Source organism: uncultured Bacteroides sp. (assembly GCF_905207245.1).
Lineage (GTDB): Bacteria > Bacteroidota > Bacteroidia > Bacteroidales > Bacteroidaceae > Bacteroides.
Window position 1 is genome coordinate 39966 of the sequence record NZ_CAJLKP010000029.1, and the last position, 23931, is coordinate 63896.

14 protein-coding genes are annotated in these 23931 nt (G+C 46.2%); 11 read left to right on the forward strand and 3 right to left on the reverse strand.

Annotation, left to right across the window (positions count from 1 at the left end):
* Positions 1-68 precede the first annotated feature (68 nt).
* Entirely contained in the window at positions 69-1343 is a 1275-nt protein-coding gene (locus tag QZ135_RS10715; RefSeq protein ID WP_294608814.1) for a DUF2851 family protein, read from the reverse strand.
* 96 nt (positions 1344-1439) lie between these two features.
* Between QZ135_RS10715 and dapB the strand changes: the two genes are divergently transcribed.
* The 4 genes from dapB (at position 1440) to QZ135_RS10735 (ending at position 5405) form a co-directional block, all read left to right on the forward strand.
* On the forward strand, positions 1440-2204 hold the full coding sequence (gene dapB, locus QZ135_RS10720; protein ID WP_294608816.1) for a 4-hydroxy-tetrahydrodipicolinate reductase: 765 nt from the start codon (positions 1440-1442) through the stop codon (positions 2202-2204).
* A 101-nt stretch (positions 2205-2305) separates the two neighbouring features.
* Entirely contained in the window at positions 2306-3778 is a 1473-nt protein-coding gene (locus QZ135_RS10725; RefSeq protein ID WP_294608818.1) for a S26 family signal peptidase, read from the forward strand.
* Positions 3779-3795: 17 nt separating this feature from the next.
* Positions 3796-4731, forward strand: coding sequence for a signal peptidase I (gene lepB / locus QZ135_RS10730; protein WP_294608821.1), 936 nt, complete (start codon positions 3796-3798; stop codon positions 4729-4731).
* A gap of 32 nt (positions 4732-4763) precedes the next feature.
* Complete coding sequence (locus QZ135_RS10735; protein ID WP_294608823.1) at positions 4764-5405, forward strand: WbqC family protein; 642 nt, start codon at positions 4764-4766, stop codon at positions 5403-5405.
* A gap of 20 nt (positions 5406-5425) precedes the next feature.
* Here QZ135_RS10735 and QZ135_RS10740 read toward each other — a convergent pair whose 3' ends face one another.
* Positions 5426-8287 (reverse strand): LuxR C-terminal-related transcriptional regulator, encoded by a 2862-nt coding sequence (locus QZ135_RS10740; RefSeq protein WP_308757837.1) that lies wholly within the window; start codon positions 8285-8287, stop codon positions 5426-5428.
* Positions 8288-8569: 282 nt separating this feature from the next.
* On the opposite strand from QZ135_RS10740, the gene QZ135_RS10745 reads away from it, so the two are divergent.
* Genes QZ135_RS10745 through QZ135_RS10755 form a run of 3 tightly spaced genes read left to right on the forward strand, consistent with a single transcriptional unit; the run spans position 8570 to position 13972 of the window.
* Positions 8570-11704 carry a TonB-dependent receptor gene (locus tag QZ135_RS10745; RefSeq protein WP_294608824.1) on the forward strand — a complete coding sequence of 1045 codons (3135 nt, stop codon included), beginning with the start codon at positions 8570-8572 and terminating at the stop codon, positions 11702-11704.
* A gap of 14 nt (positions 11705-11718) precedes the next feature.
* Entirely contained in the window at positions 11719-13395 is a 1677-nt protein-coding gene (locus tag QZ135_RS10750; protein ID WP_294608825.1) for a RagB/SusD family nutrient uptake outer membrane protein, read from the forward strand.
* Positions 13396-13414: 19 nt separating this feature from the next.
* Positions 13415-13972: a hypothetical protein gene (locus QZ135_RS10755; protein WP_294608826.1), complete on the forward strand. Its 558-nt coding sequence runs from the start codon at positions 13415-13417 to the stop codon at positions 13970-13972.
* 140 nt (positions 13973-14112) lie between these two features.
* On the opposite strand, the gene QZ135_RS10760 is transcribed toward QZ135_RS10755, so the two are convergent.
* Positions 14113-16986 (reverse strand): transcriptional regulator, encoded by a 2874-nt coding sequence (locus QZ135_RS10760; RefSeq protein ID WP_294608828.1) that lies wholly within the window; start codon positions 16984-16986, stop codon positions 14113-14115.
* Positions 16987-17434: 448 nt separating this feature from the next.
* On the opposite strand from QZ135_RS10760, the gene QZ135_RS10765 reads away from it, so the two are divergent.
* The 4 genes from QZ135_RS10765 to QZ135_RS10780 are packed head-to-tail and all read left to right on the forward strand — an operon-like array spanning position 17435 to position 23828.
* Positions 17435-20503, forward strand: coding sequence for a TonB-dependent receptor (locus QZ135_RS10765; RefSeq protein ID WP_294608829.1), 3069 nt, complete (start codon positions 17435-17437; stop codon positions 20501-20503).
* Positions 20504-20526: 23 nt separating this feature from the next.
* Entirely contained in the window at positions 20527-22296 is a 1770-nt protein-coding gene (locus tag QZ135_RS10770; RefSeq protein WP_294608830.1) for a RagB/SusD family nutrient uptake outer membrane protein, read from the forward strand.
* A 50-nt stretch (positions 22297-22346) separates the two neighbouring features.
* A complete protein-coding gene (locus QZ135_RS10775; RefSeq protein WP_294608832.1) occupies positions 22347-22745 on the forward strand; it encodes a hypothetical protein in 399 nt (132 codons plus the stop codon).
* Between the two features lie 33 nt (positions 22746-22778).
* The gene (locus QZ135_RS10780; protein ID WP_294608834.1) at positions 22779-23828 is read left to right on the forward strand and encodes a DUF4466 family protein; all 1050 of its coding nucleotides are present in this window, start codon (positions 22779-22781) and stop codon (positions 23826-23828) included.
* The last annotated feature ends 103 nt before the right edge of the window (positions 23829-23931 follow it).

Below are 23931 nucleotides of genomic sequence, written 5' to 3' on the forward strand. Positions count from 1 at the left end.
CCGAAAGCAATATAAAATAAGCAAGCTTATTTTGTAATGTTAAAGTGCCGTTTATCTTATGCTCCCATCTACCTCTGCCTCAGATACTCAAACCCGAAACGGCAACGCAGACAGTCTTTCTTATCGCAATACTCCTTTTGAAGTTGCAGCAAAGCTTGAGAGTCGGCAGCAGTAGAAACATGCAGTCCTGCCCCACTCCATTGCCGGATGATATGATTGTCTTCCGCTTTCAGACTTTCAAGGAAGCGCGTAGCACGATCACAGAGCGCCTCGTCCGCTTTATGCAAACCGTAAGCATAGAGAAATGGAATAACGGTGTTAATGATAATCAGATTTTGCGCACCTTTCCCCACCTGCTTCTGTTGCCGGGGAGAGGTTTTACTGAAATTGAAGTGTTCGTCCCAATAAGAAGAAGTAGCAGTGGTCAATATCTTCTGAACGGCTTCCAACGTCTCCGCCTCCATAACACGGGACAACAATGACTGCCCCCTATGATAGAGATTAGCCAATTGTGCCAGCCGTACATGGGGGAAATTGCCGGGACGCAGACGAAGGAAGCGCCATTGGGTAATAGTCATCGGAGCAGGCAACTCAAACTTATGCTGCAAATAGCGGAATTCTTTCTGCAACTTCAGATAATACTCATCTGCATCCGGCAACTCCTCATCCAGCAATCCCGCCTGGCCAAAGAAAAATGCTTCTACTTGGAAAAGGTTATCCCGATGCTTATCTATCGCCCGGAAAGGTAAATGGCCGGCCCATGTCTCGAAAGCATCCCCATTCAGCCCGAAACCGAAATTACGGGACAGAGTGATGAAGAATACATCTTCCCAATTATTATTGAAACGTTCCAACCGGGTGGCAATGGCATGGGCTTTCTGTTCGAAGCGCTCCACCTGCAAGGCGGAAAGCCAGGAATGAACGGTCAGTTTCGGAAGGGAAGATAATATGGAATAACAAGGGGGATAAATCTCTGCATGACGCAGTTCTTCATAGTGCCGGAGGATGGTTTCGGGACAGGATAGTTGTAGCTGCGGCACCTTTTCTCCATTGGCACTGAATACTTCGCAATCTATGGTTTCCGCTACGTGCAGAATGACGTTGTTGTAGGCTGCATCCTTATCATGTCCGTGCTTTAACCAGTCGGAAGACAGCGTATGTATCTCGACGTTCCCCACCCAGTGGGTACCGCCTATTTTCAGTTTGGCATTGAAGAAGTCGGGGCCTGCATTTGTGTTCGGTAGTCCGGCATCTATCACTTCAACCGGTTCGCCGGCAGTGGTTTGGAGCATCTTTAAAGGAAATATTTTATGCTTCCAAACGTAGTGTAGTAGTTGTTCCATGTTAACAAGACGTTAATGTTGCCCGCAAATGTAAGAAAAACATTACCTTTGCGACCTATAGTTTGTTGATAAACTGAATAAAAAATAAAAGAAACAATGAAAATAGCATTAATCGGCTACGGAAAGATGGGCAAAGAAATCGAGAAGGTTGCCCTCAGCCGCGGACATGAGATTGTAAGCATCATCGACGTCAATAACCAGGAAGATTTCAATTCGGATGCATTCAAGAGTGCCGATGTGGCAATAGAATTCACCAACCCCATGGTGGCATATGACAACTACATAAAGGCTTTCGAAGCCGGCGTGAAAGTAGTTTCCGGCAGTACGGGCTGGATGGAGGAGCACGGAGACGAAATTAAAGAGCTCTGCACCACAGGAGGAAAGACTTTATTCTGGGCATCCAATTTCAGCCTGGGCGTCACTATCTTCTCCGCCGTAAACAAGTATCTGGCAAAGATTATGAACCAGTTCCCCGCCTACGATGTGACGATGAGCGAAACGCACCACATCCATAAGCTGGATGCACCGAGCGGTACAGCCATCACACTTGCCGAAGAGATTCTGGAAAATCTGGACCGCAAAGACCATTGGGTGAAAGGAACCCTGCAAGCACCGGACGGAGCCGTTTCCGGAACTACAGAATGTGCTGCCAACGAACTGCCTGTAAGCTCTATACGCGAAGGCGAAGTTCCGGGCATCCATGTCATCCGCTACGAATCGGAAGCTGACAGCATCATCCTGACGCATGACGCCAAGAACCGCAAAGGTTTCTCTCTGGGCGCCGTCCTTGCTGCCGAATATACAGCCAACAAAGAAGGTTATCTGGGAATGAGCGATTTGTTCCCGTTCTTAAAAGACTAAAGAGATACAAGGGAACAAGGTGACAAGACACAAGGGAATTATACTCTCCCCCTTGTCAACTCGTCAACTTATCCCCCTCGTCAACTAAAAAAACAAACATTATGAGAAAAGCAACTCGTGCCCAATGGATTAAATTCGCAATCATCACCGTGCTTTACCTTGCCTTCCTGGTGTGGGTAAAAAGCTGGTTGGGACTAATTGTCGTACCTTTCATCTTCGACATCTACATCAGTAAGAAAATCCCCTGGGGCTTTTGGAAGAAATCAGAGAATCCGGCTGTACGCAATGTAATGAGCTGGGTAGACGCTATCGTATTTGCACTGGTAGCCGTTTACTTCGTCAATATCTACATATTTCAGAATTATCAGATACCCTCTTCTTCTCTGGAAAAATCTTTGTTGGTAGGCGACTATCTCTACGTCAGCAAGCTGAGTTACGGCCCGCGCGTGCCGAACACACCGCTATCCATGCCACTGGCTCAGCACACTCTGCCACTGGTGAACACCAAATCATACATCGAATGGCCCCAATGGGATTACAAACGTGTTCCGGGCTTGGGAAAAGTGAAACGGAATGATATTGTAGTATTCAACTTCCCTGCCGGAGATACCGTGGCTACCAACTTCCAGCAAACGGACTTCTACACCCTTGCCTACAACGAAGGACAACGCCTGTATCCGAACCCTGTGAATATGGACAGCCTGACACGCAAGCAACAACGTGCCGTTTACGACCTGTACTACAATGCCGGCAGAAGCCTGATACGCTCCAACCCCAAAATGTACGGTGACATCGTTGTCCGTCCCGTAGACCGTCGTGAAAACTACGTGAAGCGTTGCGTTGGACTGCCGGGTGACACGCTGGAAATCAGGGATGCACAAGTATATATTGACGGCAAGCCTATCGAGAACCCTGAGGAAATGCAACTCAACTATCTTGTACAGACCACCGGCTCGTACATCACCGAAGACATGTTCCGCGAACTCGGTATCAGCAAGGACGACCAGGCTTTGATAAACAACGAAGGCCTGTTAATGGAAATGGGACTGACCCAACGCGATGCACAAGGACGCCTCGCTCCCACCTATGATTTGCCTCTGACGAAGAAAATGTATGAAACCCTGTCGGGCAATAAGAAACTCGTCAGCCATATCGTTATGGAACCGGAAATATACTCCGGACAGATGTATCCGTTGAACCTTTACACCAAATGGGACCGCAACAATTATGGCCCTATCTGGATACCGAAGAAAGGTGCCACCATCAAGTTGACTGAAGACAATCTGCCCATCTACCAGCGCCCCATCGAAGCTTACGAAGGCAATAAACTGGAAATAAAAGAAGACGGCATCTACATCAACGGCAAGAAGACCGACGAATATACCTTCAAAATGGATTATTACTGGATGATGGGCGATAACCGCCACAACTCCGCTGATGCCCGTTCGTGGGGATTCGTACCGGAAGACCACGTCGTAGGTAAACCGATTGTCGTTTGGCTCTCACTCGACAAGGATCGCGGTTGGTTTGATGGAAAAATCCGTTGGAACCGCATATTTAAATGGGTAGACTAAAAGAGTTTGAGAATTAGATGAAAAAAAGATGGAAGATAGCGGGAACAGTCATTGGAATAATACTCGTTATAGTATTACTCCGTGGCTGTGTCGTGACTTCCTACCTGATTCCCTCTTCGGGCATGGAGAATTCCTTGTTTCAAGGAGAACGCATCCTGGTGAATAAATGGAGTTACGGACTGCGCCTTCCTTTCATGTCTTTATGGAATTACCATCGCTGGGGAGACAGCCCTGTAGAAAAGGAAGACATCATCGTCTTCAACAATCCCGCCAATCTTTCGGAACCCGTCATAGACCGGCGCGAAGTCTTTATCAGCCGTTGCATTGGCGTGCCGGGAGATACATTATTAATAGACTCCTTGTTTTCCGTCATTCCATCCGAAAAGAATGCACCCGACCAGAAGTTCCTGTACGCCTATCCCCGGGCAAAAGAAAAACAGCTCGACTCATTGCTCAACCTCTTATCCATACAGGATAACCGGCTGATGGGACAAGACAGTACAAGGAATGTACGCAGTTTCAGCCGTTATGAGTTTTATCTGCTGGAACAAGCCATGAATGGGAGTTGCTGGATAGAATTACTGGATAAAGAAGACTCCATAGAAGCTCTCCGCCCACTAATCGTCCCCGGCAAAGGCAAAGCAGTGCGTGTGTATCCGTGGAACCGGACATTGCTGCGCAACACGCTTGTGCTGCATGAGAACAAACAGGCTGAAATCAAGAACGACACTTTATATGTGGAAGGCCAACCCGTGCAGCATTGCTATTTCTGCAAAGATTATTATTGGGTAGGCGCCAATAACTCTATCAACCTTTCCGACTCCCGGCTGTTCGGTTTCGTACCGAAAGACCACATCATCGGCAAGGCCTCGCTCATCTGGTTTTCCAAAGAAAAGGAAACCGGACTGTTCAAAGGTTACCGTTGGAAGCGCTTTTTCAGTCCTGTAGAGTAAAGAAGGAGTCAATCACTAAAACAATAAATGTAATGAGAACCATATATCTTTCTTCTGCCTATCTGGCACCCGTGGAATACTATGCCAAGCTACTGACCTATGATAAAGTTTTCATCGAACAGCATGACCATTACGTAAAACAAACCTACCGCAACCGTTGCACCATTGCAGGACCTGATGGTGAGTTAGCACTCTCCATCCCCACGGTCAAGCCCGATACTTTGAAATGCCCGTTGCGTGACATCCGCATTTCCGACCACGGCAACTGGCGGCACCTGCACTGGAATGCTCTGATGTCCTCCTATAATCACACACCTTTCTTTGAATATTACAAGGATGATTTCCGCCCTTTTTATGAGAAGAAATATGAGTTCTTAGTCGATTTCAACGAAGAATTATGTCGGTTAATCTGTTCGCTGATAGATATACAACCGGATATGGAACGTACTTCAGAATACAAGACCATCTTCACACCCGATGAAGATGATTTCCGCGAACGCATTCATCCGAAGAAAGACTACCGGGAAGAAGACCCCGACTTCATAGCCCGGCCCTATTATCAAGTCTTCCAGGAACGCCTCGGCTTTCTACCTAATCTCAGCATCGCCGACCTACTGTTCAATATGGGTCCGGAGAGTTTGCTGGTATTGCAGGCTGCTCGGAAAAAGGGTTAGACAGACAAAGGACGGGGTTACTATTGTGAAAGCTTCTGTAAAAATTCCGCAAGGTTCTCCCCTTCTCCCAGCCCCAGCTTCTTACGCAAACGGTAACGGCTGACTTCCACTCCACGTTGTGAAATATTCAATAACGGAGCAATTTCTTTCGACATCAGATTCATCTTTATGTAGGCGCACAACAGCTTTTCTCTTTTTGTCAATTCAGGAAAGCGCGCTTCCAGCTTCTGGAATAAATTATGATGCACAGAATCAAATGTACTTTGAAAAGCCAGCAAATCATCGTCATGCTCCATGTTTGTATCAATCTGAGTAATAAGACACAGGATTTTCCGGCGAATAATTACTAAATTCTCCTCTTTAGCAGCATGCAGTATACTTAGCACTTCACTTTTGATATTCTGCAACATTTCATTCTTACGGACAAGATTCAGCGTGGTATGAATCAATTCTTCCGACTTGTGATGTAACTCTGCCTGCAAGTTTTCTTCTTTCAGTAAATCAATCTTCTTACTTTTCAATTCACTCTCTTTCTGAAAAGCCTGCTTCTGGCGATAAAGCTCCAACTCCTTCAACATAACCAAACGCTTACGGCCTGCCGCAATACGATAGTAAATATAGGCTAACAGCAATACAATCAATGCAGCATACAACAAGTAGCTCCACCATGTACGATACCAGGGAGGCAATATTTCAAAAGAAAAGGATGCCACTATCGGCTTTTCCAGACCGATACGCGTGCGGACATAAAATGTATATTTCCCCTCCGGCAGTCTCGTATATTCCTTCATCGCACTTTCCCCTAACTGGCTCCAAGGTTCGGAAACAGGTCCTTCCAGTCGGCAGGAATAGAACAGGGCCAATGAGCTATCATAATTGTTGATACTATATTCTATGCGAATAGAATTATTCTTATAAGGAATCTTCAAATACATATCATTGGGAACGTAACTACACCCATATACAAGAGAATCATTAACCCCAGTCAGATACACATGTCTGATTTGCAGATTCAATGGATACTTTTTCACTCGCTCCTGCATGAAGTGTAATAATGAGAATCCGTCTTCCATACCTATCACAGCTTCATTATTAGCAAGAACCCCAACGTACTCAAAATCTTCTATCAGGCAATCTTTCAGATATGCCTCGTTCTCACTCCGGTAATAACTTCTTGTCAACGGGTCATAATGCAATAACTTTAATGCACCGTCTGCTACATACCAGATATTTTGCAGGGAGTCTTGCATTATATAGGTATAGGCAACCCTGCCATCCATCTTCTTTTCCAACCGTTCATACCTGTCCAGGCAATCCTCCGATGGGTTATAGCGGAACAAACCTTGCCGTGAGGCTATTACTGTTTCTCCGTCTACCATGCCAATACATACATTATCTCCTATTGGTAACTCCCCGGAATTATAACATTTCTCTTTAATAATAGAATCACATCCTGCCGAAAGAGAAAGCCGATAAAGTCCTCCTTCCTTATTTGCCGTCCACAAAGCATTTGCCGAAGGCTCTATGTATAAGCTCTTGGAGGAGAATCTCCGGCCTTCCACTTTTCTATCAAGTATCCACCGACCTTCTGATTTTTTCAAAAGATAAAGGCCGATATAAGTGGCAACCAGTAATTTATCTTTCTGCTGTAACGGTTTCACCCACCATACACCACGAATACCGGAGACGAAATAAAGTTCACTACCATCCAATACTCCCAATGCATTGCTCCCCGCACAAAACAGTTTATCATCGTAAACTGCTAAAGAGTAAATTTGTCCTGCTGTTCCCCAAACAGGCTCCAAATCCTGCTCTTCATTTAACATCAAAGGATAACCTGTGACAAATACTCCTTGATTAGTACCTAAATATAACTTATTACGATACAAACACGAAGCATAGCCGCTTCCTATCGTCGCTTTATTTTGAAAGATCGGTGAATGAAGATGAACACAATCAATACCATTATCCAACCCCAACCAAAGATTATCCTCCCTATCAAAAAACAGAGAAAGTATTGTTTTATTCTGTAATCCATTATGGGTTGATATATGCTCCGTTTCTCTGGTATCCATGTCTAATAGCAACAAACCATCCTGCACGGTTCCCAAAGCCAATAAAGACCCTTTCATAGTAGCGCAAAAAAGGCGGTTTCTTTTCAGAAACTCATCAGCGCCCGAACGAAAAGGAATCAAGGTACCATTTTCATAGAAAAACAATCCGCCCTGGTTACTGACCACGAGCAATTTATCCCGATAAGAGAAGATACCTATCACTCTCCTGCCTGCATTGTCTACCATAGAATTTGTATTGGGAAGCAGCGTAAACTCATTTCCGCTTAAAACAAACACCCCCGCACCTGCCACATAAAGGCGTTCTCCCACTAAGGCCGAATGAACTATACTTGGGCAATTAATTCGATGGATACGGCCATTTTTGAAACTAAAGACAGCATTATCCGACTGAAAGTAAACCTTGTCTTCCGTTATATGGATATTCCAGATATTTCCAATAATTCTTTTATCAATGCTATCCGAAAGACAGATATAATCCAAACGCCCTAAAGAATTCGGAACAAAGTAGCCGAACTGCTGGAGTCCTCCCACATATATACGTCCGTCTTTGCCGGCTTTCACAGCGCGCACCTTTGCATTATGGATGGGATAGACAGCCCAATTTGTCCCATCAAACTCCAGTAACCCTTTATTATTGGCAAAATACATCCATCCATTGCTACACTGCATTATCCTCCAGTTTTGTGAAGCAGCTTTATAAGAATAGCGAGAGTAGTTGGTAATAGAACGTTGCCAACCAGCACATAATCTCTGATTACAGAAAATAAAAAGGGCTGATAATAAAAATGAAGTTACAAGCCTGTTCATAGTATACATCAATTAAAAGAGACTTTAAAGATATATATTATTTGGCAAAAAAAACACCGGTATGCAAATGATTACTCTAAGACAAGAAAGCCCGCAATATGCATATAATCACTATATATCAACCACTTACAAAAACAATGAGATAGTATTGATGTAGTATTAATGTTTTAATAGTGAGTTTTTGATGTATCCTAATACGGGTCTCCAATTTTATAAACAAATAGATTTGCAGCGCATTCAAGTTAATAATGCAATTATAGTATTAATCAAAATCTAAGTATTATGAGAATGAAAATCTCTTCATGGAAATTGGTACAGCTTTTATCATTCTGCTATTGCCTTTTCCTCTCAGATGTCGGGTTATACGCCCAAAACGCACTTACCCTCACGGGACAAGTAGTGGATGCCACAACAAAAGACCCACTCATCGGAGTAACCATCCAGGAAAAGGGTACCACAAACGGAGGTATCACCGATTTTAATGGTAACTTTTCTCTTAAAGTATCTTCAAACGATGCTACAATCTCCTTTTCTTATATAGGATATAAGACTGTAGAGTTGAAAGCATCTGCTGTAAAAGGAATTATCCAACTGAAAGAAGACAGCGAAACGCTACAGGAAGTAGTAGTGGTGGGCTATGGAGTACAAAAGAAAGTGAACCTTTCGGGTTCAGTGTCTGCCATCGACGGTGAACAGATTGCAGCCAAACCTTCCAGCGACGTACTCTCTGCTTTACAGGGCGAGATGCCGGGCGTGGCTGTGTTGCGTAGCAGTGGGCAGCCAGGCAGCGAAACATCAGGAATGCGTATCCGCGGGTTCTCATCCGTCAATTCCACCTCGACATTAGTTTTAATCGACGGGATTGAAGGAGATATGACTTTGTTGAATCCGAACGATATCGCCTCCATCTCTGTACTGAAAGATGCGGCTGCTTGTGCCATTTATGGTGCACGGGCAGCAGCAGGTGTTGTATTAATCACAACCAAGGTGGGAACCGAAGGGAAACCCAGAATCTCCTACAATGCTTATTACTCTTTCAATATTCCGGGCAATATGCCCGAACGTCTTCCGGCCTGGGAAGAACAAGGTTTCATAGACCAAAGCCGTATACCGACCACCGGTAAAACGGAATGGACCGCGGAGAAAGCATCCTGGGTAGGAAATCCCAACTTCAACACCCGCCCCCTCTCCAACGGACGCTGGGACTTCTTCGACGCAGTCAATTGGGTGGCGGAAGGAACAAAGAAGCATACGGCTCAACAAAGCCATTCCGTATCCGTCAGCGGAGGCAGCAAGGCAATGAATTATATGTTGTCCGCCAACTTCTATACCAAAGACGGCCTGCTGAAATATGGTCCGGACAGCAACGACCGTTACAATATTCACGCTAAAGTGAATACCAGCATCAACAAACACATTGATTTAGGTATTAATATTCAATATCAGTCCAAGGAGGTGGAATCTTCTTCTTATGGTTCCACCGGACTTTTCAACCTCCTTTACTCTGCTCGCGGACGCCAATCCATCCTCAACCCGGAGGGAGATGAAAGCGGCAATCCATATAATGGCGACTTACAGGCCAACGCAATCGACATAATGAAGAACGGCGGCCAGAAAACAACCAAATATGAAGCTTTCATCGGAAAAGCCAACCTTACCATTAAAGATTTGGTAAAAGGACTCCGGGTTAACCTGAGCGCATCGCGCAAAGCCGGATATTATGCCGAACAGAACAACAGGCGCGCCCTGCTATGGAAAGACCGTACCGGAACAAATACCCGTAACAGCACCAATGATCCGAACTCTTTATATAAGAAGAAGAATTCTGATTACCACGACTTGATGGAAGCAACAGTCAACTATACATTCGACCTGCAAGGCCAGCATAATTTTAATGTTTTAGCAGGTTCGTCCTACGAAAACTACCGCAAAGACGAAATGGATGCTACTGCGAAGAATATGAATTCCAACGATTTCTTCTCGTTCAATTACTACGATACATCAGTAGCTACCAACACCGTAATCGGAGATAAGATTGAACCATGGTCCATGATGTCTTATTTCGGAAGAATCAACTATAACTTTCAGGAACGCTATTTGCTGGAAGCCAACATCCGTTACGACGGTAGTTCACGCCTGGCACCCGATAAGCGTTGGAAAGCATTCCCATCCGTATCGGCTGCATGGCGTGTCAATCAGGAGAGATGGTTTAAGGCTGACTGGATAAGCAATCTGAAAGTGCGTGCTTCCTGGGGACAATTGGGTAATGGAGCCGTACTTGGCTTGTATGACTATATACCATTAATCAGTGCTTCCCAGAACAATGTATCAGCCACTTATATGGGCGAAAAATGGTTCTATCAGGCCAATATGCCTTCTACCGAGAAGACCTGGGAGGTAATTGAAACAACAAACTTCGGCGTAGATTTCGGCTTCCTGAACAATCGCCTGACCGGTAGCTTCGAATACTATTGGAAGTACAATAATGACATGCTCTCTTCCTTGCAACTTCCCCACCAGATAGGCATTGGCGTGCCCAAAATAAATATCGGCCGTTTAAAGACCTGGGGATGGGACTTCAACATCGGTTGGAAAGATAAGATTAAGGATGTCAGCTATCAGGTAAGTTTCAACCTCTCCGACAGTGATAACAAATTAGTGGAATATGATGGAGCCAGCGTTATTTCGGCCGGTGGCGTAGAACTGCTGGAAGGTTATTCTTTAAATACCATCTGGGGATATAAAACAGATGGCTTCTGGAAGAGCCGTGAAGAATATCTAAAATATAAGGAAGACCATCCGGGTTATAAATCATTTAATGACGGTAAAGTCAGCGGTGGCGATGTTAAATATGTGGCGCAGGGTAAACCCGACCATGAAATTGGTGTAGGTCAAGCAACCCCGGAAGATCCGGGTGACCTGGTTTGCCTGGGCAACTCCAACGGACGCTATCTCTATGGTATGAACCTGGCAGTACAATGGAAAGGCTTCGACTTCTCTATCATGTTCCAGGGTGTAGCCAAGCGTAAAGTAATCGTGAACCCGGAAGCCTTTGCCCCCTTGTATCAGGACTATATGATGCCGTGGACCATCCACCGCGACTACTGGACAGAAGACAATCAGAATGCATACTGGCCCCGCATCTATCAATACAAAGGTAATGACTTCAACTTCAAAACGGCCGACAGATGGGTACAGAACGGTGCATACCTTCGCCTGAAAAATGCTACTTTAGGATATACGATACCTGTTCCCAAAAAGTATCTGGAAAAACTGAGAGTATACGTAACCGGAGAAGACATCTGGGAACATACTAACATGCTTTCTGTGTTCGACCCTGAAATCGGCAACAATGCAAAAAGAGATCTCTATCCGTTCTTCCGTAGTTGGACAATCGGATTAAATGTCACATTCTAATAAAAGGTACTAATATGAAAAAGATATATTTATTATTAATGGCCACCCTTCTGGTGGTTGGCTGTACACTTGACAGGGAGCCCGAAACCTCATTGGCAGACCCCAATTTCTGGAAATCGGAGAAAGACTTGCGTGGAGCATGCAACAGACTGTATATTGACCTGCCGGGCTTTTCGCACGATAAGCGTTCCGACGAACTTGTAGGTCCCAATCAGGATGGAGTTTCCAGTGGTAACCGCAGTGTTCCCGGCACTTCCGGCGACTGGACCGACCCTTACAAGAAAATAGCAGTATGCAATAACATAATCACCAAGGGGGAAACTGTTCCCGTGAGCGAAGAAGCAAGAAACCGCTGGATGGCAGAGGCTTATTTCTTCCGTGCCTACCACTACTTTGATCTGGTAAAGAAGTATGGCGACGTGCCCCTGATTCTGAAAGTATTCGGAAATACAACCGACCCAGACATAAAAAGAGCACGTGACCCACGGGAAACCGTCATTCAGCAATGCTACACAGACTTAGAGTTTGCCTTGAAATGGTTGCCCAAAATTGATGCTTTAAAGAGCGAAAGCGACTGGGGCCGCGTTTCACAATCGGCCGCATTGGGCATGATGGTAAGGATTGGTTTGTACGAAGGAACTCACAGCAAATATCACCAGACCACCGGAGGTGACTACAAAGCCCACTTGAAGAGAGCCATTGATGCCGCCGAAACCATGATTTATACAGAAAAGAAGCACGACCTCTATGCCGACTTTCAAAAGCTATTCTACTTTGACGGTGAAGGCGGACAAAACAAGGAAAGTGTCTTCGTCAAAATCTATGGCCCGAACGGAGCCGGAACCATTACGCATAACAATTCCCGTGGCCTCGAAAATACAGCGGCAATCACCCGCAGCATGCTGGACAACTTTTTATACAGCGATGGCCTGCCCCGCGAGAAGTCTCCGCTGGTGAAACGTCCGGAAGTCAGGTTGAATGATGTTTTGGAAAACCGCGACCCCCGCATGTCCATGACCGTCTATGCCGTAGGCGAAGAAGCCTATAAAGGCACATACAAACCATTCAAGACAGACGACCAGGCACACGGCTACGGTTACCCCATTAAGAAAGGCTTTATGCTGGACCAATGGGCAACCAACAGCAAAGAAACCGTAGATAAAATGATTATCCGTTATGCCGAAGTACTGATTTCGTATGCCGAAGCTCTGTACGAGTACAACGGAAGCATCAGCGACCAAAAGCTCGATGAAACCATCAATTATGTACGTCAACGTGTGGGATTCGATGCGAAGCTGACTAACGCTTTCGTGCAAAGCAACAATCTGGATATGCTGCAAGAAATTCGCCGGGAACGCATGGTAGAGTTTATCGACGAAGGTCTGCATTACGACGACATCATTCGCTGGAAAACAGCAGAAGAAGTCTTGCCTAAAGCAGTCCTGGGACTCCTCTACAACCCGGAGGATACACCGGTGAAAGAAAACGAGCTGGGTGGACGCCTGACTGATGCCAATGGCTATTATAAAGGTGAAAAGCTCTATGATGAAGGCAATATCTTCGTTATCGAAGAGAGTGGTTCACGCAGCTTCGACCCTAAAAGGGATTATCTCTATCCGATACCTTCGTACGAAATCGGTACATCAGGAGGAAACATCAAACAAAACCCATATTGGGGTAATGAAAACTAATAAAAAACAAGAAATGATTATGAAGAAGTTAATGATACTTTTGCTGTTCGTTACAGCATGCGGACTGCTTACCGGTTGTGGTGACGACGACTGGAGTAACAACAACCCGGAAATGGAACACATCTATTATTACGGACTGGGTAATGTGAAATACCCCGGAGGAAATGAGCTGCAATATGACGTAAAACAAGGAGAGACAGTAGCCGTCCCGACCTATTTTTTCAGTGCATACAAGCGGAGCTATAGCCCGGTTGTGCTCTATTACACATCGCCGGTGCCCAAAGCCGAAGAATTGAAGTGCGGTGAAGATTACCAAGTGGTGGATGCCAACGGTGCCACACTAACTCCTGATGCAAACGGCGGGTACAGCATGACCTGGCCCAATGCCCTGAAAGGTTCTCAGGATGTCTACATCAAAGCCTTGAATGGTAAAAAGGGGAAAATCCGTGTATTGACCTTCGACCCTCAGAAGACGATTGACGCTACGGACCTCAGTTCCACTACGATTGCCAAAACCAATGAATATGAAGTGCGGGCTTTCAGTGAAAACTATTACGTAACAGTCAACATAAAATAGCCAGCATTTTGCCACCACACTGGCAAAGTTTTGCCATAGGCTTGGCAAAGTCTTGCCACCGCTATGGCAAAAGTTTGCCAAGCCTGTGGCAAAACATTGGCAAAGTAGCATCAGCAAAGAAGAGGAGGAAGACGCAGAGTTTAAATGCACTTTTGCAAGAACTCTGCAAGGTTCTCCCCTTCTTCCAATCCCAGTTTCTTGCGCAGACGATAGCGGCTTATCTCCACTCCACGCAAAGAGATATTCAGCAACGGGGCAATCTCTTTGGAGAGCAAATCCAGTTTGATATAAGCGCAAAGCAGCTTATCCTTATTACTCAGCTCGGGATACGTCTCTTCCAGTTTCTTAAAGAAGTCGTGGTGCACCGAGTCGAAAGTAGACTGGAATGCCTGCAAATCGTCATCATGCTCTATATTCGTATCAATCTGCCCCAATAGCCGGAGCGTTTTCCGGCGAAGGGAGACAAGGTTCTCCTCACTGATGGAATGGGAAATTCCCAATACTTCTTTCTTGATGTCCAGCAGGATTTCATTCTTACGAACAATGTTCAGGGTAGTGCGAATCAATTCTTCCGATTTATGACGCAACTCTGCCTGCAGGTTCTCTTCTTTCAGGATGTCTATTTTCTTATCCTTCAGTTCACTTTCTTTCTTAAACTCTTGCTTCTGGCGGGAAAGTTCCAGTTCTTTCTGCATGAGTAGGCGTTTGCGGCTATCGGCAATCCGATGGTATATGTAGAACAACAAGCCTCCCAATATAATGGTATAGACCAGATAGCTCCACCAGGTGCGATACCAGGGAGGTAAGACTTCAAAAGCAAAAGCAGTGACCACTGGCTCCTGGTCACTATCCGTCAGCAACTTCACACTGAACACGTATTCTCCTTCATGCAAACCGGTAAACTCTTTGACGGTATTCTCGCTATATTCACTCCACTCCCCTTTATCACTGCCATAGCCAAGCCGGTACGAATAAAGGGGTACCTGGGAGGGGTCGCAAGTATTCACATTATACTGGATACGAAGAGAGTTATGCTTATAAGGAATAATCACCGGAGACTCGTCATACTGATAACTGCGCCCATAGACCAGCGAGTCCCGCTGCCCCGTCAGGTACACCCGGCGAATCTGCAAAGACAATGGCGCAACACTTGCGGCAGGCAGCGACAGGCTCACCAGGGAGAATCCCTCTTCTGTCCCTACCACTGCCTGGTCGCCACACACATTCACACTTTCATTATTCTCAATCAGCGAACCTTTCAGGAAAAACTCATGGGGATTCTTATAATAGGTATTCTTCATGGCATCGTAACGGAGCAGTTTCAGTGCTCCACCTGTCACGTACCACATGTTGTGAGCAACGTCCGTAGTAAGATAGGTATACGAAGCCTTTCCATCCAATAATGATTCAAGTTCCGAGTATTCTTCCAAACTATCCGTTACCTGATTGTACCTCCATAATCCATAGTGCGACACCACTACTGTTTCATTGTTTATCCGGGTCAGATAGGTATCATATCCGGAAGGGAAGAAACTGTTATTATAGTTCTTCAGATTAACAACTTCCTGCAGGTCGTCGGAGAGCTGGAGGCGGCACACCCCTCTGTCCTTATTGGTTATCCACAGCACATTGCCCGTTTTCTCAGCCAGAAGGCTCTTTGCCGCATAACTGAAATTCCTGAGCCGCCCGGCCACCTTCCAGCGCCCGGCATCTTTTTGTAACAGATGCAATCCGCTATACTTTCCATAAGTCCCTGCTATCAGCACATCGGTCCGATGGCTGAGAGAAACAAGAATACGTGTTCCCCGCAAACCATCCAGATGTTCCACCTTACCGTCATCTACTATAAAGATGCCATTGTCGGACGCACAGAACAGTTTATCATCGTGGGGCAAGAGTGACCATATCTGTCCGCCCGTACCAGAAATGAAATCCATGGGTACGGTCTGATTCAAATCAACAGGAGGCGCTGTGCAATAGAGCCCCTGATTCGTACCTAAATATAGTTTGTCCTGATAAAGGCAGGAAACGTATCCCGAACCTATAACCGGCTTATTACCATAAAGTGAAGATACACGTGAGTTCAGGTGAATCTGGTCAATTCCATTATCCAGTCCCAGCCATAGGTTCTCCTGCGCATCGAAAGCCATGCCAAGCACTGTTTTGTTCTGCAAGCCGCTATTAATGGAGATGACATTCATTTCATCCTTCTCCATATCTAACAGGCAAACACCGTCTTGCACAGAGCCGATGGCTAATAAAGAGTGATTAAGGGCGGCACAAAACACACGGTTCTGCCTCATAAACTCATCCGCCACACAAGTATATTTTTTTATCGACTCGCCATCGTAAGTGAAAAGCCCATTATAACGGGTAGCTATCAACACCTTGCCGTTATAGGGCAACAGCCCCGATACTCTTCCCAGCATTTCCGAACCGGACACCAATGTGAAGCCTTCCCCATCGAGCACCAGCAGCCCCTCGGCAGCACCTATATAGAATTTATTGTATACGATAGAAGAGGTATACATCTCACCGGAACATTCCAGAGATTCCAAGTGGTTATTCTCCCAATAGAACAAGCTCCGGTCCGATTGGAAATAAATCCGGTTCTTATCCTGCAGGATGTTCCAGACGACACCAATAGAAGTATTAGGGGGCAAGCTATCCGCCAGGCAAGTATAGTCCAACCCACCCAGACGATTGGGAGTAAAATAGCCGAATTGACCGATTCCACCGATATATATCCGCCCGTCATCTCCTATCTTCATAGCACGGACCTTCGCATTGCGTATTGTGGGATAGAGGTTCCATCCGGCACCGTCAAATTCGAGCAGGCCATTGGTGTTTGCCACATACATCCAACCGTTGCCATGTTGCTGCACTCCCCAGTTCTGATTACCGGCTTTATAAGTATGGCGGGTATAGTTCGTCACCGGATGTTGCCAACTCGCACTCGATGGAGAGCATAACAGAAAAAGGAAGCACAATGCAGCGTAAGTTCTTAATTTCATAGCGGTTAACTTTTGGTTTCGTTGAGGCAAAGATAACGTCTTTCTGATAAATAACATACTGTTCATTGAATTCTTTGTGAAAAAGCAGAAGTAGCTTTTTAATGCATATAAAACATATATTCATTTAATATTCAAGAATTTACATTTTATATGAGAAAGCGTTGATGTAGTCGAAACCTAATGTTGATGTAGTTAAGATGTAGTTGCATTTCCAAGCTGCGAATGAAAGACCCATATATTTGCCACCAAGTTACTACGAAGACAACTCTTCGGAAATACACCTTTTAATAACCTCTAAAAAAGAAAGGATGCTTATGGAATTACATTTATGAAAAACCACACATGTCAAACGAAGGATATATACTAATTATCGCTTTTAATTAAAAGAAATAGTCCTTCAGGTCTTATATGAAATTAACCTTTTATTATTCATTTAAATTTAAGCTATATGAAACATTTTTTGGTATTCCTATTAGTCTTTATAGGTATCGGAAACGTCTCGGCACAGCAAGCCAAGATAACCGGTACGGTAAAAGATAACACAGGAGAAACGATTATCGGCGCCAATGTCACAATCAAAGGAGGTACGGGCGGTACTATCACGAACATTGACGGACAATTCACCCTGGATGCCTCTCCCAATGCCACTCTTGTAATATCCTTCATCGGATATACCACACAGGAGGTGGCCCTGAAAGGCAGAACCAACCTGGTTGTAACGCTTAATGAAGACTCACAGGCACTGGATGAGGTCATCGTTATCGGTTATGGTACCCAGAAGAAAGTGAACCTGACCGGTTCGGTCTCCGCAGTCAAGATTGACGAAGCGATTGCCAGCCGCTCCATCTCGAATGTATCTTCCGGACTTTCCGGTTTAGTGCCGGGTCTGGTAGTCAACCAGTCCACCGGTTTTGCTGGTTCCGATGGCGCATCACTGAAAGTGCGCGGTTTGGGTTCCATCAATAATTCCGACCCCCTTATTGTTGTAGACGGCATGCCCGATGTAGACATCAACCGTATCAATATGAATGATATCGAAAGCATCTCCGTATTGAAGGATGCTGCTTCATCTGCCGTTTATGGTTCGCGTGCCGCCAATGGCGTTATCCTCATCACTACGAAAAACGGTATCGGCAATACAAAGGCCAAAATCACCTACAACGGCTCTTACGCCTGGGCAAGTCCTGTAGAATTCTATGATTATATGAATGATTATTCACGCGCATTGACCATGCACATGCGTGCCGCCGGTTCGGGCAACAAGTCCACTAATTTCCGGGCAGGCACTGTGGAACAATGGATGGCAATGGGCATGGTAGATGATGTTCTCTTCCCCAACACCGACCAGTTCGACCAAATGTTCCGCACAGGTGGCACCCTGAACCAGACGGTTTCTGCTTCCGGCGGTTCGGATAAGATGAATTTCTACGCTTCTATCGGCATCATGGACCAGAAAGGACTCCAGATTCACAATGACTACAGCCGCTATAATATGCGCTTCAATCTGGACTACAAGATTCGTAACAACTTCAAAATCGGAATGAAGAGTGACGGACAATGGAGTGAAACTACCGCACCTCGCGGAAGCGGCCTTGAGAATGCCGGTCTGAAATATGCTGTTTCCGGTATAACGAACAAACACCCTGAAACCGGTCAATACGGTGGTGCCATGGCTTATGGTGAAAACTCCGCTGCCGGTAATGTGCTGGCCGAATACGAGGCTTACCGCCAGACCAAGTCACGCAAAGAGTTTAACGGTAGTGCTTATGCCGAATGGGAGCCACTGAAAGGTCTGAAACTGAATGTAAGCTATGCACTAAGATACTACAATGAATTCAGGAAGACGATTCAGAACCCCTTGAAGCAATGGAACTTCCAGACAAACTCAGTGGCCCGAGAAATGCCGGACAACGGTGGTGACGGTATCACTGACGCTAACTACGAAGGTCATAAGACTCTGTTCCAGGGACGCATCAGCTATGAACGCGAAGTAGCCAAAGGACACCACATCTCGGCCATGTTCAATGCGGCTGAGGAATATTGGTACGACCGCCAGATGGGTGCGTGGCGTAAAGACCGCCTGCATTCCAGCCTTGAAGAGCTGAATGCCGCTTCCGCTTCGCAACAAACTAACTGGGGTTATTCCGAATCCGAAGGTTTGCGTTCTTTCATCGGACGTTTCAACTACACCATGTTCGATAAGTATCTCTTTGAGTTCAACTTCCGTTCCGACGGTTCCAGCCGTTTCGCCAAAGGGCATCAATGGGGTTTCTTCCCCTCGGGAGCCATCGGTTGGCGTATCTCTGAAGAAGCGTTCTTCGAACCTTTGAAGAAGGTAGTCAGCAATGCCAAGTTACGTGCATCTTACGGTACGTTGGGTAACAACTCCGGCGTAGGCCGCTATGAGCAGAAAGAAACCATGAAGACTACTAATTATATCATGAATGGTAATCTGGTGCAAGGTTTCAGTGCCAGCAAGATGATTAACCAAGACCTTTCCTGGGAGTCCACCCGCGTCATCAACATCGGTTTCGACCTCGGACTCTTCAACAATCAACTGACTGCCGAACTTGACTGGTACGACCGTTTTACAAGTGGTATGATTCGTGGTTCAAGTATTTCTTCCATTCTCACCGGTTACGATGCACCCCGCGTAAACATTGCCGACCTGCGCAACCGTGGTATCGAAGCCAACATCACCTGGCGTTCCAAAGTAGGTAAACTGGATTACAGCGTCAATGTGAATGCTTCTTACAACGTGAATAAACTGGAGAAATGGGGTGACCACCTCGATCGTGGATGGACTGCATTGGACATGCCGTTCCACTTCCTCTACATCTACGATGCATACCCCGGACTGGTACAATCATGGAATGAAATCTACAATGCCCCCTATCAGGGTAACTATACCGCACCGGGCGACATCCTGATAAAGGATATAAACGGAGACGGACAGATAGACGACAAGGACAAGATTGCCTTCAAGAACAAATATCGTGAAACTCCGATGGGCCAGTTCGGTATCACACTGAGTGGCGCCTACAAAGGCTTCGACCTTCAGGCACTGTTCCAGGGTAGCTACGGACGTTCCGACCTCTGGCTGGACGACCTGAACAATGTAAACGTGCCGGAAGACCGTTATGCCTTCCAACGCATGCACTGGACCGATTCCTGGTCACTGGACAACCGTGGTGCTTCCATGCCAAGACTAGTTACCGGTAGCGGTGGCTCCTACAACCGTACAGAAAGTACTTTCTGGGCAGAGAATATGAACTACGTACGTCTGAAGAACTTGCAGATTGGCTATTCCATCCCTGCCAAGTGGCTGAAAAAGATTTCCTTCGAACGTGCCCGTATCTATGTATCGGCAGAAAACGTCTTCACCATCACACCGTGGAAGGGTGTTGACCCGGAAAAATCCGTCAGCCGATGGAGCCAGTCGGACAACACATCTTATGCTAACGACCTTTATCCTTTGGTTAAGACCTACTCTGTCGGTTTGAACATTGAATTTTGATAACCACCTTAAATTATAGAAATATGAAGTACATTAAATATATCGTATTAGCCGGATTGATCGGAACCACGTCCTCTTGTATCGATGACTTGCTGGACCGCCAACCGACTACGGAAGTTTCTTCCGACCTCTTCTGGACGAGTACCGATGATGCCTTATCATCAACCTATGGTGTATACAATGCCCTCCGCACACTGTATCAGACCGATTACTATTACGACGGGCATGCCGAATTCCAGAATACCCGTGGCAAGAGCGTGGGCAGTATTAGCGCATGGAGTCCCGCCGGCTGGGTGACAAGTGGCTTTTCTTCCATGTGGAGTAATGCTTACCGCGTAGTGAACCGTGCCAACTTCACTATCCAGAATATAGAGAAAATGATAGAAAATGAAGGCAATGCCGCAACCAAAGCTTCTCTGGAACGCATCAATGCCGAGAACTATTTCCTCCGTGCACTTGCTTATTTCCGCCTGATAGAGAATTGGGGTGACGTGCCTTACTACCGCCATGTACTCAGCGGTGATGCCGAGGCTTGTTCGCTGGAGCGTATATCCATAGAAACCATCAAGAATGATTTATTGGAAGACCTGACGTATGCAGCCACAAAATTGCCCGCCAGCGTTAGCGGTGACGAATCCGGACGTGCCACCCAGGTAGCCGCCCTCGCCTTCAAAGGTAAAATTGAACTCTACTGGGCATCTTGGAAAAAGAACGGATGGCCCGAACTGAAAGGTTTCCAACAAAGTGCCAGTGAAGCACAGGAATACTACAAACTGGCTGCTGCCGACTTCAGGAAAGTAATCTATGACTATAGCCTCGAACTCTTCGGAAAAGGAGAACCGGGCAGTTATCAGACTCCTAATTACTGGAAACTCTTCCAATACGACAACGAATATTGTTCGGAAATCATCTTCGCCCTGCAATACGGTGGTCCGAACCTGGGAGACGGACAAGGTGAGAGCCTCCTACGTGACTTCGGAACGCGCTCCACTGCCAATGCACAGTGCTGGATTATGCCGACCAACCGCCTCGCCGACCGTTATCAGAGCACCATCACCGGTGATTTCCTGCCGGAACTGGTACTGAATAACAAAGAAGACCAGGAAAACGGTGCATGGAACCGTGAAAGCTATGCAAACCGTGACTGGCGTATGCGCTCCACCATCCTCTGGAACGGTGAAAAGATGTTGAAAGTGGCACTGGACGGCATGTCTGTAGGCGACAGCCTGACCTGGATGTTCGGTGTACGCGGACAGGAAGCAAAAGGTTTTATCAACAACGATGCCAGCAGCCAGACAGGTTATATTTTCCGTAAATGGGTACGCCAGGTAGGTGTTGCCGAACGCACACAAGGCCCTCAGGACTTCTATCTGATGCGTCTTGCCGACGTTTACCTGATGTACTGTGAAGCTATGAATGAAGTGGAAGGACCGAGCAGTGAACTGGTTGGTTTGGTCAATCAGATTCGCAGCCGTGGTAACCTGCCGGGGCTGGCAGCCGAAAAGTATGCCAACAAAGATGAATTCTTCAAGGCAATTGAGCAGGAACGTATCGTGGAACTCGTCAGCGAAGGTCACCGCCCATTCGATATCCGCCGTTGGAGAAAGGCCAATGAAATCTGGGGAGCTGCCAACAGTGACGGTCTGGTATTGAAAGATACAAACGGGAACCGTATACGTGATGAGTTCAAGAACGCTTCTGAGAAAGACTTCCAGAAATACTACATCTATCAGATTCCCGAAGGTGAAAGAAGTCGTAATCCTAATCTGACACAGAACGAGCCATGGCTCTAACAACCTGTAACCGGAGAAAAACAATGTTTATTTTAAAAGAAAGAACAATTATGAAAAGTATATATAGAATGCTAAGCCTGTTGTTGGTATGCCTGCTGGCACAATCTTGCGGTGACTATCCGTTGGACGACAATAACCTGCTCATCACCGATAGCGAACTGTGCTATATCTCTAACTTCGAATTGAGAGGACCGGACGACCGTAATGTACTGGTTGAAACCAACATTCCCGATGTGGAAGGTGACGGAACCGTTATCACGGCAGTAGCCAAGTTCGGCACGAACCTGAAGCACGTTAAGCCTCACTGCTCTGTTGCTAAAGACTGTATCCTGACCCCTTCCATGGGAGGATGGATTGATTTCAGTCAGTCGCGCCAATACACCGTTATTTCGGGCAACCGACAGGTAAAGAAAACCTATACCATCACCGTGAGCCTGCAAGGTGAATAATAAAATAGTATAAACCTTTTAAAAAGTATAGTTATGAAACTATTGAAATATGTAATGCTGTCTGCCATCGCATTTTCCTGTTTCGCTTGCAGCGATGACGATGATTCCGCGATGAAGAACGATTACCTGAAGAAGACAGTAGCCCCTGCCATTGCAGGAGAGAAAATAGAATTCGCTTACGCCATGGGTGCCACCAACGGTCAGTTGGGCAAAGCCGAAGCCAAGGCTTCCATTGCCGGAGCTGACGGAACAGGCTTCGAACTCTATTCATGGTTCACAGCCCGCAATAAGATGGAAGTGAACGGCGTGACCTACCAGGCCGGTGAAGACGTGCCTTTGCAGACTGTCAAGGATGCCACTACCAGTGGGGCAATCTCCACTGCAAATATGATGGAGAAGGCAGATGAGCACTACATGAATCCGACTGTACCCTTTGGCACCAGCCAGGCTACGCTCATTGCTGCTACTGTCCGCTACAACTATGTAGTGCCCGAAGAGGCAAAAGGAAAAAGCATCTCGTTCACCTTCTCTTCCACCTCCAGTACCGGTGCAAAGGCATCATGCAGCACGCAGTCCTATACTGTATCCAAGATGGACATGAAGCGCCTCATCGAAATGCAAAACGGAGGTGCCTGCTATTTCTCCATTGCCGATATGAAAGCCTATACGAAAGAAGAAGTTGCCTCACAGAATCTGGCAGGCAAAATCGACTTCATCTATCTCTATCAGGAATCGCTGAACGGCTTCGAATACAAACATTCGTTCGTTTCTCCTGCTACAGACCCGAAGTACATTGCCATCTCCGGCATCGTTCCTTCCGGCGCCACCAACAGGACTCCGATGGAGAAACGCGCCAACGTGCGTGATGCACAGTTGAAAGGTGACGTCCCCAATGTCTACATAGATGATGTTGACTTCCAGACGCTGAACCTGGGCGCTGCCGTTGACTATGCGCTGACTTTCAGCAAAGACGACGGTGCCTTCATGAAGACTGCCGACGGCAAATATGCTGCCTATGTATATGTGAACAGTATTGATAATAGTGGTAAAATGACGGTTAGTATCAAGCGTTACCCGTTGTAATCTCATGCACATGAATCGTATCAGAATCCATTTTTTCTTTCTAATTGTTATCCTCGCAGGAGGAATACAAGCCCAAAATCCCCGGTCGGTCTTCACCGACCGA